The organism is Enterobacter sp. CCUG 70166 (assembly GCF_020224095.1).
Classification (GTDB): Bacteria; Pseudomonadota; Gammaproteobacteria; order Enterobacterales; family Enterobacteriaceae; genus Enterobacter; species Enterobacter intestinihominis.
The window spans coordinates 1-14,241 of record NZ_NRIQ01000075.1 but is presented as its reverse complement, the minus strand read 5'-3'; the positions used below and the strand labels follow the sequence as shown (position 1 = coordinate 14,241).

11 protein-coding genes are annotated in these 14,241 nt (G+C 52.4%); 3 read left to right on the top strand and 8 right to left on the bottom strand.

Translation table 11 applies throughout. From position 1 onward, the window contains the following. From CKK19_RS24660 to CKK19_RS24650, 3 genes are all read left to right on the top strand, one after another. The coding region (locus CKK19_RS24660; protein ID WP_225455256.1) for a diguanylate cyclase domain-containing protein at positions 1 to 975 on the top strand (975 nt) is incomplete at its 5' end. A gap of 180 nt (positions 976 to 1,155) precedes the next feature. Next, positions 1,156 to 1,464, top strand: a complete 309-nt coding sequence (locus CKK19_RS24655; RefSeq protein ID WP_010425948.1) for a PTS sugar transporter subunit IIB — start codon at positions 1,156 to 1,158, stop codon at positions 1,462 to 1,464. Beyond that, complete coding sequence (locus CKK19_RS24650) at positions 1,464 to 1,781, top strand: PTS lactose/cellobiose transporter subunit IIA (RefSeq protein WP_003862327.1); 318 nt, start codon at positions 1,464 to 1,466, stop codon at positions 1,779 to 1,781. The genes CKK19_RS24655 and CKK19_RS24650 overlap by 1 nt, the downstream gene beginning before the upstream one ends. 115 nt (positions 1,782 to 1,896) lie before the next feature. On the opposite strand, the gene rpoC is transcribed toward CKK19_RS24650, so the two are convergent. The 8 genes from rpoC to secE all read right to left on the bottom strand — a co-directional run bounded on the left by rpoC (position 1,897) and on the right by secE (position 13,987). Beyond that, entirely contained in the window at positions 1,897 to 6,120 is a 4,224-nt protein-coding gene (gene rpoC, locus CKK19_RS24645; protein WP_063853152.1) for a DNA-directed RNA polymerase subunit beta', read from the bottom strand. A 76-nt stretch (positions 6,121 to 6,196) separates the two neighbouring features. Further along, the gene (gene rpoB, locus CKK19_RS24640) at positions 6,197 to 10,225 is read right to left on the bottom strand and encodes a DNA-directed RNA polymerase subunit beta (protein WP_023299068.1); all 4,029 of its coding nucleotides are present in this window, start codon (positions 10,223 to 10,225) and stop codon (positions 6,197 to 6,199) included. A gap of 319 nt (positions 10,226 to 10,544) precedes the next feature. After that, the gene (rplL, locus tag CKK19_RS24635) at positions 10,545 to 10,910 is read right to left on the bottom strand and encodes a 50S ribosomal protein L7/L12 (protein ID WP_002445276.1); all 366 of its coding nucleotides are present in this window, start codon (positions 10,908 to 10,910) and stop codon (positions 10,545 to 10,547) included. 66 nt (positions 10,911 to 10,976) lie between these two features. After that, positions 10,977 to 11,474, bottom strand: a complete 498-nt coding sequence (gene rplJ / locus CKK19_RS24630; protein WP_003862338.1) for a 50S ribosomal protein L10 — start codon at positions 11,472 to 11,474, stop codon at positions 10,977 to 10,979. 289 nt (positions 11,475 to 11,763) lie between these two features. Continuing rightward, on the bottom strand, positions 11,764 to 12,468 hold the full coding sequence (rplA, locus tag CKK19_RS24625) for a 50S ribosomal protein L1 (RefSeq protein ID WP_006810530.1): 705 nt from the start codon (positions 12,466 to 12,468) through the stop codon (positions 11,764 to 11,766). A 3-nt stretch (positions 12,469 to 12,471) separates the two neighbouring features. Continuing rightward, entirely contained in the window at positions 12,472 to 12,900 is a 429-nt protein-coding gene (gene rplK / locus CKK19_RS24620; RefSeq protein ID WP_003862340.1) for a 50S ribosomal protein L11, read from the bottom strand. Between the two features lie 156 nt (positions 12,901 to 13,056). Then, positions 13,057 to 13,602 carry a transcription termination/antitermination protein NusG gene (gene nusG / locus CKK19_RS24615; RefSeq protein ID WP_003862341.1) on the bottom strand — a complete coding sequence of 182 codons (546 nt, stop codon included), beginning with the start codon at positions 13,600 to 13,602 and terminating at the stop codon, positions 13,057 to 13,059. Position 13,603: 1 nt separating this feature from the next. Beyond that, a complete protein-coding gene (secE, locus tag CKK19_RS24610) occupies positions 13,604 to 13,987 on the bottom strand; it encodes a preprotein translocase subunit SecE (RefSeq protein WP_003862342.1) in 384 nt (127 codons plus the stop codon). Positions 13,988 to 14,241 lie beyond the last annotated feature (254 nt).

Sequence of the window (14,241 nt, the reverse complement as noted above, 5' to 3'; positions counted from 1 at the left end):
GTTTTTGTTGACCACTTCATGGGGTATACCTTGCGCCAGATGGTGGCACCGGTTCAGGGTGAGTTTTTTGTCGTGGAACGTGACGGCGCCGTTGTGCTGCATCCGGACACGGGGGCGCTCTTTAAGCAGTACGTAAGCGAAGCGCTGATGGACAAAATGACCAGCGGCGAAGGGCATCTTTTCGACCCCAAAAGTAAAACCTGGTATTACTACTACTCTTTCACCAATCCGGACTGGTTTGTGATTTATCGGGTCTCCGATGCCACGCTTTCCGTCATCACCCGGCATGAGACCACCGTCGTCGGCTGGGGATTTGCGCTGGCGGCAATCATCATCATTCTGTTCGGGCTCTATCTGCGCCATGCCTCGCGTTCTGTGCTGATGAACATTATCAACGCCATCAAAACCGGAGACGTCAATCAGGCGCCACGTCTTGAGGCGATGCTCAGCCATACCATTCGAACCAATAAGGAACGTGAGATGGCCTATGTCCGTCAGGCCACCCATGATGCGCTGACAGGCTGCAAGAACCGCCGTGCTTTCGACAACGATGTGGATGAGCTGCTGACCGCTCATCAACCCTTCGTTCTGGCGCTGGTCGATATCGATAACTTCAAATCTATTAACGACACCTGGGGCCACCTGAGCGGGGATATTGTTCTGCGCAGCGTGGCGCGCGAAGGTATTCAGATCATGCAGCCTCACCACGTTTCCGTTTACCGCTACGGTGGGGAAGAGTTCGGGGTGATTTTCCCGGCCGAGCTGATGAACTCCGCGCACGCGCTACTGGAAGCCTGGCGCACCGCCGTGGAAAAACGGACCTGGCGGGAAGAGAACCTGCGAGTAACCTTCAGCGCGGGGGTGGGAGAGTGGCACTTCGAACCGCTGGAACAATTTATTGGTAGCGTAGATGAAGCGCTGTATACCGCTAAACAACAGGGTAAAAACCGCATCGTAAGCACGGCCAGCCGATAATACCCTTCCTGAGATTCCGCCCGTTAAGACGGGCAGAATGCTTTCATGTATAAAATTGTAACCGGTTTCAGAAAAATGCCGATTTCTTTGTGATGCCTGACACACAATCGCGGTAAAGCGGTTGTTGAAGCGGTCTGCGCGGGATAATTATCAATAAACACATGTAGATCGAGGCTGACTATGAAGAACATCGTTTTATGCTGTGCAGCGGGAATGTCAACCAGCATGCTGGTTCAACGTATGAAAGATGCCGCGCAGAAAAAAGGAGTCGAAGTAACCATTAAAGCCGTTCCGGTCGCGGAGTTCAAAGATAACATCGCGACGGCTGATATCGTATTACTGGGGCCACAGGTTAAATACGAACAGGCAAAACTCCAGGCGCAGGCCGATCCGCTCGGAAAAAAGGTCGCGGTTATCGACATGATGGATTACGGCATGATGAAAGGTGATGCCGTACTGGAAAAAGCGCTCAAACTTCTGGAGTCATAATGGAAGACTTAGAAACCACAATCATGGAGCTACTGGTCAATGCAGGTGCGGCGCGCAGTGCGGCCCTGACAGCGTTGCAGATGGCGCGAAAAGGTGACTTTGACGAAGCCGAGAAAGCGATGGAAGAGTCGCGTGAATATGTGAAACATGCGCATACTATCCAGACGCAGCTCATCGGTCTTGATGAAGGGACAGGTAAACTTCCGGTTAACCTGATCACCGTTCACTCTCAGGATCACCTGATGAACGCGATGGTCATTCAGGATCTGGCGGGCGATATGATTGAGCTTTATCGACGCATCCCGTTAGTGAATTGAAGACATACAGACGTAAAAAAACCCGCCGAGGCGGGTTTTTTATTGTCGGGTGGCGCTGCGCTTACCCGACCTGTGATTCATATGCCCGGTAATTTTACCTACCGGGCATCAACGATTACTCGTTGTCGGAACCGCCCAGACCTGCGTTCAGCAGTTCTGCAAGGCTCGCGGATGCATCTTCGGCAGTCACCTGCGGTGCAGCTGACAGTTCACCCGCTGCACGACGACGCATACGATCCTGGTGGTACGCATAACCGGTACCGGCCGGGATCAGACGACCCACGATAACGTTCTCTTTCAGACCGCGCAGTTCATCACGTTTACCTGCAACAGCCGCTTCGGTCAGGACACGAGTGGTTTCCTGGAACGATGCAGCAGAGATGAAGGACTCGGTTGCCAGAGACGCTTTGGTGATACCCAGCAGATCGCGTGCAAAGGTCGCACCGATTTTGCCGTTCGCTTCCAGATCGCGGTTAGCGATCTTAACGCGTGAGTATTCAACCTGCTCGCCTTCCAGGAAGTCGGAGCTGCCCGCGTTTTCGATGGTTGCTTTACGCAGCATCTGACGAACGATAACTTCGATGTGCTTATCGTTAATCTTAACGCCCTGCAGACGGTATACGTCCTGTACTTCGTTAACAATGTAACGAGTAACAGCATGCACACCACGCAGACGCAGGATGTCGTGCGGCGCTTCTGGACCATCGGAGACCACGTCACCACGTTCCACGCGTTCACCTTCGAACACGTTGAGCTGACGCCACTTAGGAATCATCTCTTCGTACGGCTCGCTGCCATCTACTGGCGTGATAACCAGACGGCGCTTACCTTTGGTCTCTTTACCGAAGGAGATGATACCGCTGATTTCAGCCAGGATAGCAGGCTCTTTCGGACGACGTGCTTCGAACAGGTCCGCAACGCGTGGCAGACCACCGGTGATGTCCTTGGTACCGCCGGATTCCTGAGGAATACGCGCCAGGGTGTCACCAGAGCTGATCTGTACGCCATCTTCCAGCTGTACAATCGCTTTACCCGGCAGGAAGTACTGCGCAGGCATATCGGTGCCAGGGATCAGAACGTCGTTACCCTGAGCATCAACGATTTTCAGTGCAGGACGCAGATCTTTACCACCGGTAGTACGTTCAGCAGAATCCAGAACCACCAGAGAAGACAGACCGGTCAGCTCGTCGGTCTGACGAGTAATGGTCTGGCCGTCGATCATGTCAGTGAAGCGGATGAAACCACTTACTTCGGTGATAACCGGCATGGTGTGTGGATCCCAGTTTGCTACGGTTTCGCCGCCGGCAACCTGCTCGCCATCACCTTTCGCCATGACCGCACCGTAAGGCACTTTATAGCTCTCTTTGGTACGACCGAATTCGTCGATCAGCTTCAGCTCGGTGTTACGAGAAGTCACAACCAGCTTGCCTGCGGAGTTAACAACAGACTTCGCGTTGCTGAGCTTGATGCTACCTTTGTTTTTCACCTGGATGCTGGATTCAGCAGCCGCACGAGATGCCGCACCACCGATGTGGAACGTACGCATCGTCAGCTGTGTACCCGGCTCACCGATGGACTGTGCTGCGATAACGCCGATAGCCTCACCTTTGTTGATGATGTGGCCACGCGCCAGGTCACGACCGTAGCAGTGCGCACACACACCAAAGTCGGTGTCACAGGATACAACGGAACGCACTTTCACAGAGTCAACAGAGTTCGCTTCCAGCAGGTCACACCACTGTTCGTGCAGCAGAGTGTTGCGTGGAACCAGAATGTCTGCGGTGCCCGGCTTCAGGATGTCTTCCGCGGTCACACGACCCAGTACGCGATCGCGCAGCGGCTCTTTAACATCACCACCCTCGATAACCGGGGTCATGGTGATACCTTCGAGGGTGCCACAATCGTCTTCGGTGACGACCAGATCCTGCGCAACGTCAACCAGACGACGCGTCAGATAACCGGAGTTCGCCGTTTTCAATGCGGTATCCGCCAGACCTTTACGCGCACCGTGCGTGGAGATGAAGTACTGGAGTACGTTCAGACCTTCACGGAAGTTCGCGGTGATTGGCGTTTCGATGATGGAGCCATCTGGCTTCGCCATCAGACCACGCATACCTGCCAGCTGACGAATCTGTGCCGCAGAACCACGCGCACCGGAGTCGGCCATCATGTAGATGCTGTTGAAGGAGACCTGCTGCTCTTCTACGCCGTCACGGTTAATCACGGTTTCGGTTTGCAGGTTATCCATCATCGCTTTGGATACACGATCGTTCGCCGCAGCCCAGATATCGATAACTTTGTTGTAACGTTCGCCTGCGGTTACCAGACCAGACTGGAACTGCTCCTGGATCTCAGCAACTTCAGCTTCCGCTTCAGAGATGATCTCGTGTTTCTTCTCTGGGATGACCATGTCATCGATACCAACAGATGCACCTGAACGCGCTGCATAAGCAAAGCCGGTGTACATTGTCTGGTCAGCGAAGATAACGGTCGGCTTCAGGCCCAGAATGCGGTAACAGGTGTTCAGCATTTTGGAGATCGCTTTCTTGCCCAGCGCCTGGTTGACGATGGAGAAAGGCAGACCTTTCGGTACGATCATCCACAGAATCGCACGGCCAACGGTCGTGTCTTTCAGGCTGGTTTTCGCCACGAATTCGCCGTTTTCATCTTTTTCGTATTCGGTGATACGCACTTTAACGCGCGCATGCAGAGAGGCCAGGCCAGCGCGATAAATACGCTCAGCTTCTTTCGGGCCAGTCAGCACCATGCCTTCGCCTTTGGCGTTAACACAGTCACGGGTCATATAGTACAGACCCAATACAACGTCCTGAGAAGGAACGATGATAGGTTCACCGTTCGCTGGAGACAGGATGTTGTTGGTAGACATCATCAGCGCACGCGCTTCGAGCTGGGCTTCCAGCGTCAGCGGTACGTGAACAGCCATCTGGTCACCATCGAAGTCGGCGTTATAGGCCGCACAAACCAGCGGGTGCAGCTGGATCGCTTTACCTTCGATCAGGACTGGCTCAAATGCCTGGATACCCAAACGGTGCAGAGTTGGTGCACGGTTCAGCAGTACCGGGTGTTCGCGGATCACTTCGTCCAGGATATCCCAAACGACAGCTTCTTCACGCTCAACCATTTTCTTAGCGGCTTTGATGGTGGTGGCCAGGCCACGCAGTTCCAGCTTGCCGTAGATGAACGGTTTGAACAGCTCCAGAGCCATTTTCTTCGGCAGACCGCACTGATGCAGACGCAGGTATGGACCTACGGTGATTACAGAACGACCGGAGTAGTCAACACGCTTACCGAGCAGGTTCTGACGGAAACGACCCTGCTTACCTTTGATCATGTCGGCCAAAGATTTCAGAGGACGTTTGTTAGAACCGGTGATCGCACGACCGCGACGACCGTTATCCAGCAGGGCATCTACCGCTTCCTGCAGCATACGTTTTTCGTTGCGTACGATGATGTCCGGCGCAGCCAGATCCAGCAGACGTTTCAGACGGTTGTTACGGTTGATCACGCGACGGTACAGATCGTTCAGATCCGACGTTGCGAAACGACCACCATCCAGCGGAACCAGCGGACGCAGATCTGGCGGCAGAACCGGCAGAACGGTCAGGATCATCCACTCTGGTTTGTTACCAGACTGTACGAACGCTTCCAGCAGTTTGATACGCTTGGTCAGCTTTTTACGCTTGGTTTCGGAGTTGGTTTCGTTCAGTTCTTCGCGCAGAGTTTCACACTCTTGCTCCAGATCCATGCTCTTCAGCAGGGCCTGGATAGCTTCCGCACCCATCTTCGCGTCGAATTCGTCACCGAACTCTTCCAGCGCGTCCAGATACTGTTCTTCGGTCAGGATCTGGTTACGTTCCAGATTCGTCATCCCGCCTTCGATCACAACATAAGATTCGAAGTACAGAACACGTTCGATATCGCGCAGCGGCATATCAAGCAGCAGGCCGATACGGGACGGCAGAGATTTCAGGAACCAGATGTGAGCAGTTGGAGACGCCAGCTCAATGTGGCCCATACGCTCACGGCGTACTTTGGTCTGGGTCACTTCAACGCCGCACTTCTCACAGATCACACCACGGTGTTTCAGGCGCTTGTACTTACCGCACAGGCACTCGTAGTCTTTTACTGGCCCGAAAATACGCGCACAGAAAAGGCCGTCACGCTCAGGTTTGAACGTACGATAGTTGATGGTTTCCGGCTTTTTAACTTCACCAAAAGACCATGAACGGATCATGTCTGGCGAAGCCAGAGCAATTTTGATCGCATCAAACTCTTCGGTTTTAGTCTGCGCTTTCAGAAACTTTAATAAATCTTTCACGGATTTGCTCCCGTCGGAGTTAGCACAATCTGGTGTCGGGGGTTAACCCGACACCAGTGACCTGTTTGAGCGAGAATTACTCGTCTTCCAGTTCGATGTTGATACCCAGCGAACGAATCTCTTTCAACAGTACGTTGAAGGATTCTGGCATGCCCGGTTCCATCTGATGGTTGCCGTCTACGATGTTCTTATACATCTTAGTACGACCATTCACGTCATCAGACTTAACGGTGAGCATTTCCTGCAGGGTGTATGCTGCGCCGTATGCTTCCAGCGCCCACACTTCCATCTCCCCGAAGCGCTGACCACCGAACTGAGCCTTACCACCCAGCGGCTGCTGAGTAACCAGGCTGTAAGAACCGGTAGAACGAGCGTGCATCTTGTCGTCGACCAGGTGGTTCAGTTTCAGCATGTACATGTAACCTACGGTTACCGGACGCTCGAACTGTTCACCGGTACGGCCGTCAAACAGCGTAATCTGACCAGACGTTGGCAGACCACCCAGTTGCAGCAGCTCTTTAATTTCAGCTTCTTTTGCACCGTCGAATACCGGCGTTGCAATTGGCATACCCTTACGCAGGTTTTCCGCCAGACGCAGAACTTCATCATCGCTGAAGGTGTTCAGGTCGACTTTCTGACGCACGTCGGTTCCCAGATCGTAGGCACGCTGGATGAACTCGCGCAGTTTCGCGACTTCTTCCTGCTGCTTCAGCATGGCGTTAATCTTGTCGCCGATACCTTTCGCAGCCATACCCAGGTGGGTTTCCAGGATCTGACCGATGTTCATACGAGACGGTACACCCAGTGGGTTCAGTACGATATCTACCGGCGTACCGTTAGCATCGTGCGGCATATCTTCGATCGGGTTGATCTTAGAGATAACACCCTTGTTACCGTGACGACCTGCCATCTTGTCACCAGGCTGGATCTGACGTTTAACAGCCAGATACACCTTAACAATCTTCAGCACGCCTGGTGCCAGATCGTCGCCCTGAGTGATTTTGCGGCGTTTCGCTTCGAGTTTTTTCTCGAACTCGTGTTTCAGTTCGTCATACTGCTCAGCCAGCTGTTCCAGCTGATTCTGTTTCTCTTCGTCGGTCAGGCCCAGCTCCAGCCAGCGATCGCGTGGCAGTTTGTCGAGCTTCTCAGCTTCAACGCCACCGGCAACCAGCACCGCATAGATACGGCTGAACAGACCCGCTTCGAGGATTTGCAGTTCTTCAGACAGGTCTTTCTTAGCCTGTTTGAGCTGCATCTCTTCGATTTCCAGCGCACGCTTATCTTTCTCAACGCCGTCACGAGTGAAGACCTGAACGTCGATAACCGTACCGGAAACACCGTTTGGTACGCGCAGAGAAGAGTCTTTAACGTCAGACGCTTTCTCACCGAAGATAGCACGCAGCAGTTTCTCTTCTGGCGTCAGCTGGGTTTCGCCTTTCGGTGTAACCTTACCAACCAGAATGTCGCCGCCGGTCACTTCCGCACCGATGTAAACAATACCGGATTCATCCAGTTTGGAGAGCGCAGCTTCACCCACGTTAGGGATGTCGGCAGTGATCTCTTCTGGCCCCAGCTTGGTGTCACGGGACACACAGGCCAGTTCCTGAATGTGGATGGTGGTGAAACGATCTTCCTGAACCACACGCTCGGAGACGAGGATGGAGTCTTCGAAGTTGTAACCGTTCCACGGCATGAACGCTACGCGCATGTTCTGACCGAGCGCCAGTTCACCGAGGTCGGTGGACGGACCGTCTGCCAGCACGTCGCCGCGCTCAACTGGCTCACCCAGAGATACGCAAGGCATCTGGTTGATACAGGTGTTCTGGTTAGAACGGGTGTATTTGGTCAGGTTGTAGATGTCGATACCCGCTTCGCCCGGATACATCTCGTCTTCGTTAACTTTGATAACGATGCGGGATGCGTCAACGTACTGAACGGTACCGCCACGCTTAGCAACTGCTGTAACACCGGAGTCAACGGCAACAGCACGTTCCATACCGGTACCAACCAGCGGCTTATCAGCACGCAGAGTTGGAACGGCCTGACGTTGCATGTTCGCACCCATCAATGCACGGTTGGCGTCATCGTGTTCCAGGAACGGGATCAGGGACGCACCGACGGATACCACCTGTTGGGTGGATACGTCCATGTAGTCAACCTGGTCGCGGCTGAACAGGCTGGATTCGCCTTTGCTACGGCAGGTAACCAGATCTTCTACAAAGTGGCCTTCGTCATCCAGGTTGGAGTTCGCCTGAGCGATAACGTAGTTGCCTTCTTCGATAGCAGACAGGTAATGAATTTCGTCGGTAACCACACCGTCGGTCACTTTACGATACGGGGTCTCAAGGAAACCGTATTCGTTTGTCTGTGCGTACACGGACAGGGAGTTGATCAGACCGATGTTTGGACCTTCAGGCGTTTCGATTGGACATACGCGACCGTAGTGAGTCGGGTGTACGTCTCGAACTTCAAAGCCTGCACGTTCACGGGTCAGACCGCCTGGGCCGAGTGCAGAGATACGACGTTTGTGCGTGATCTCAGACAGCGGGTTGTTCTGGTCCATGAACTGAGACAGCTGGCTGGAACCGAAGAACTCTTTCACTGCCGCAGAAATCGGCTTGGCGTTGATCATATCCTGAGGCATCAGGGTATCCAGATCGCCCAGAGACAGACGCTCTTTCACCGCACGCTCTACACGAACCAGGCCAACTCGGAACTGGTTTTCCGCCATTTCGCCTACGGAACGGATACGACGGTTGCCGAGGTGGTCGATATCGTCCACTTCGCCTTTACCGTTACGGATATCGATGAGCTTCTTCATCACTTCAATGATGTCGTCTTTGCTCAGGATACCGGAACCTTCGATTTCGTCGCGCAGCAGAGAACGGTTGAACTTCATACGTCCTACCGCGGACAGATCGTAGCGGTCTTCGGAGAAGAACAGGTTCTCGAACAGGCTTTCCGCCGCTTCGCGAGTTGGTGGCTCACCAGGACGCATCATGCGGTAGATTTCAACCAGCGCACTCAGACGATCGTTGGTTGGGTCGACGCGTACAGTCTCAGAGATGTACGGACCGTGGTCCAGATCGTTGGTGAACAGCGTTTCGATACGTTTGTGGCCAGACTGGCTCAGCTTAGCCAGCAGATCCAGGCTCAGCTCCATGTTCGCCGGGCAGATCAGCTCGCCAGTTGATTCATCAACGTAATCTTTCGCGGCTACTTTTCCTGCAATGTATTCAACCGGAACTTCGATGTGTTTGATATCATCTTTTTCCAGCTGGCGGATGTGGCGCGCGGTGATACGGCGACCTTTTTCCACATACACTTTGCCGTCGGCTTCGATGTCGAACGACGCGGTCTCACCACGCAGACGTTCCGGCACCAACTCCATCTGCAACTTGTTGTCGCGGATTTCAAAGATCACTTTCTCAAAGAACAGGTCCAGGATCTGCTCAGTGGTATAGTTCAGTGCACGCAGAATGATGGTTGCAGGCAGCTTACGACGACGGTCGATACGGACAAACAGGTTGTCTTTTGGATCGAATTCGAAGTCCAGCCATGAACCACGGTAAGGAATGATGCGTGCGTTATACAGTACTTTACCGGAAGAGTGCGTTTTACCTTTATCGCTGTCGAAGAAGACGCCCGGGCTACGGTGCAGCTGGGAAACGATAACACGCTCAGTACCGTTGATAACGAAAGTACCGTTGTCCGTCATGAGTGGAATTTCACCCATGTAGACTTCTTGTTCTTTAATGTCTTTTACGGTGCCTTCCGGCGCTTCGCGCTCGTAGATCACCAGACGCAGTTTTACGCGCAGCGGTGCGGAATAGGTCACGCCACGGATCTGACATTCCTGAACGTCAAACACCGGTTCGCCAAGGCGGTAGCTGACGTACTGCAGCTCGGAATTACCGCTGTAGCTCTGAATCGGGAACACGGAACGGAAGGCTGCTTCCAGGCCGTACTGCCCTTCAGGATCTTGCTCGATAAACTTCTGGAACGAGTCAAGCTGGATAGAAAGGAGATATGGAATGTCCAGAACTTGTGGACGTTTACCAAAATCCTTACGAATACGTTTTTTCTCGGTATAGGAGTAAACCATAGGGTTCCTCAGCTCGCTGACAAGTCGACCCATCTGTCCGACGAAGGGACAGTTTGTGCAACACCATTTTGTGGACCGGAAAATTGAATACTTTCCGCAATACCTGTTGCTATCACGCTTAAACCATTTCATTGCGATTTACACAGAGCGAGCACCCTGTCGCAGTATATTAAGTCGTCGATAGAAACAAGCATTGTCAGGACAACCAGCAGTCAAACAGTGTGAAATGCTGCTGATGCCTTACAGCGCAAAAAGGCTGGTGACTAAAAAGTCACCAGCCATCAGCCTAATTACTTAGGCTGCAACCAGAAAAGTTGGCTTATTTAACTTCAACTTCAGCGCCAGCTTCTTCCAGAGATTTTTTCAGTGCTTCTGCGTCGTCTTTGCTCACGCCTTCTTTCAGCGCAGCTGGAGCAGATTCTACCAGGTCTTTAGCTTCTTTCAGACCCAGGCCAGTTGCGCCACGTACTGCTTTGATTACAGCAACTTTGTTCGCGCCAGCAGCTTTCAGAATTACGTCGAATTCAGTTTTTTCTTCAGCAGCTTCAGCCGGGCCCGCAGCTACAGCTACAGCAGCAGCAGCAGAAACACCGAATTTTTCTTCCATTGCAGAAACCAGCTCTACAACGTCCATTACGGACATAGCTGCTACTGCTTCAATGATTTGATCTTTAGTGATAGACATTTAAATTGTTCCTGAAAATCAGAATAAGTTTATACGTAAGCAAATGCTTTATAAAGATAACTGCGATTAAGCAGCTTCTTTCGCATCGCGTACAGCAGCCAGAGTGCGAACCAGTTTGCCAGCCGCAGCTTCTTTCATGGTTGCCATCAGGCGTGCAATTGCTTCTTCGTAGGTCGGCAGGGTGGCCAGGCGATCGATTTGCGATGCCGGGATCAACTCACCTTCAAAGGCTGCAGCTTTGACCTCAAATTTTGCATTCGCTTTCGCGAACTCTTTGAACAGACGAGCAGCAGCGCCCGGGTGTTCCATAGAGTATGCAATCAGGGTCGGACCAACAAACGTGTCTTTCAGGCACTCGAACTGAGTACCTTCAACTACGCGACGCAGCAGGGTGTTACGAACAACACGCATGTATACGCCAGCTTCACGACCTGCTTTACGCAGTTCAGTCATTTTGTCTACAGTAACGCCACGGGAATCCGCAACTACTGCAGACAGCGCGCCTTTGGCTACTTCGCTGACTTCAGCAACAATCGCTTGTTTGTCTTGAAGATTTAAAGCCATTAGCTTTGCTCCTGGATGTTTGCCGGAACTCATGTTCCGGAACTCACTTCACTCGACCCAACGGGAAGAGCGTCTTAATACGGTGAGCAGAAACAAGCCAGAGTATTTAAAATAATCTTAGCGTTCTGTCACCGTCTACGCAGGGGATTAAGTTTCTTGCGAAACACCTGCGGTCTTCGACGGAGGCCTGGATAGGCCAGGCTCCAACGAACAATTCTTTTAGCCGCTAACTTTTGTTAGCAAACGTGGGGGTAAGATTGTAGACAAAATCACCGCCCACGTAAAGGCATTAGTTTGCAGCAGCGCTCAGGCCAGCCTGGTCAACTGCAACACCTGCACCCATGGTGGTGGAGATGCTAACTTTCTTGATGTACACGCCTTTCGCCTGAGTTGGTTTAGCTTTTTTCAGCGCAACCAGCAGAGCTTCCAGGTTTTCTTTCAGTTTGTCAGCGTCAAAGTCCACTTTACCGATGGTGGTGTGGATGATGCCGTTTTTGTCGTTACGGTAACGAACCTGACCTGCTTTAGCGTTCTTAACCGCTTCAGCAACGTTAGGAGTTACAGTACCCACTTTCGGGTTTGGCATCAGGCCGCGTGGACCCAGAACCTGGCCCAGCTGGCCAACAACGCGCATTGCATCTGGAGAAGCAATAACAACGTCAAAGTTCATTTCGCCTTTCTTGATCTGATCAGCCAGATCTTCCATACCTACCAGTTCAGCGCCGGCAGCTTTAGCCGCTTCAGCGTTTGCACCCTGAGCAAATACAGCTACGCGTACGGAACGGCCAGTACCGTGTGGCAGTACAGTTGCGCCACGAACGTTCTGATCGGATTTACGAGCGTCGATGCCCAGGTTAACGGCAACGTCAACGCTTTCAACGAACTTAGCAGTTGCCAGTTCTTTCAGCAGAGCGATAGCTTCGTTGATGTCGTACTGTTTGGTCGCATCAACTTTGTCACGGATCACGGACATGCGCTTGGTCAGTTTAGCCATTTCTTAGTCCTCCACTACCAGGCCCATGGAACGTGCAGTACCTTCAATGGAGCGAGTCATCGCTTCAATGTCGGAACCAGTCATGTCGGCAGCTTTGGTCTGCGCGATTTCCTGCAGCTGAGCGCGGGAAATTTTACCCACTTTGTCTTTGTTCGGCTTACCGGAACCAGACTTGATGCCCGCTGCTTTCTTCAGCAGAACTGCTGCTGGAGGGGTTTTGGTAACGAAAGTGAAAGAACGGTCAGCGTAAACAGTGATTACAACTGGGATTGGCAGACCTTTTTCCATGGATTCAGTTTTGGCGTTGAACGCTTTACAGAATTCCATGATGTTCACACCCTGCTGACCCAGAGCTGGACCAACTGGTGGACTTGGGTTCGCCATACCTGCTGCAACCTGCAGCTTGACGTAGGCTTGTACTTTCTTAGCCATTCTAAAATCCTCTGATTGGGTAATAACGCCTCGGAGAGGCTCCCCGTGAATAAAATTCGTTTTACGGGTCGGAACCCATAAAAACAAAAGGCGCGAAATTGTATTCCAATCTCGCGCCCTGTGCAACGATTAAATCGTCGCTTTTTTGATCGCTGCTTAGGCTTTTTCTACCTGAGCAAAGTCCAGCTCTACCGGGGTCGCACGACCAAAGATAGAAACGGAAACTTTCAGGCGGGACTTCTCGTAGTCCACTTCTTCGACGACGCCATTAAAGTCAGCAAACGGACCGTCGTTAACACGAACCATCTCACCCGGTTCAAACAGCGTTTTCGGACGCGGTTTATCACCCACCTGCTGGAGGCGGTTCATAATCGCATCAACTTCTTTGTCGCTGATTGGCGCCGGACGGTCAGATGTGCCGCCGATAAAGCCCATCACGCGTGGTACGCTGCGCACCAGGTGCCAGCTCGCGTCGTTCATCACCATCTGAACCAGCACGTAACCCGGGAAGAATTTACGCTCGCTTTTGCGACGTTGGCCGCCACGGATCTCAACCACTTCTTCGGTCGGAACCATAACTTCGCCAAATAACTCTTCCATATTGTGTAATTTGATATGCTCACGCAGCGACGTAGCTACGCGGCCTTCAAAACCGGAAAACGCCTGAACGACGTACCAGCGCTTTTTAGGGGCTTCAGACATCTCAGAACCTCAGGCCAGTGATAAAGGATACCAGGCGAACCAGAATACCATCCAGTCCCCACAGGATCAGTGACATTACAGCGGTTACCGCCGCTACAATCAGCGTGGTGTGCAATGTTTCCTGGCGAGTCGGCCAAATGACCTTGCGGACTTCGGTACGCGCTTCGCGGGCAAACGCAACGGTCGCTTTGCCTTTCGTCGTCAACAGCGCGACACCACCCGCCGCAGCAATCAGAATTACCACTGCAAGCGCGCGTAGCGGCAGCATCATGTCACGATAAAGATAGTTGCCGACAATCGCCACAATCAGCAGCACGGCTACAACTACCCATTTCATCGCTTCCAGGCCGCGCCCGCTCCCTTGAGCTTCGGTATTCGCACTCATAAACCAACCTGTCAGAAGTATTCTACAAACATTTTCACCCCGCGAGTGCGAGGCAAACCAATCGAAATGCTATTCGCTTTTCGTATTATACGCTCTCCGCAGAGCCTGTCTCAGCAATGATTATGACAAAATTAATCACTGATGAGCCAGGTTCTGATGTGAAAGCGTGCAAAAAGGGCATCAAATGATGCCCTTTTATTGCGCATTGCGTCAAATGTTATCAGCGATTAGCCGAGAACTTTAGCAACAACGCC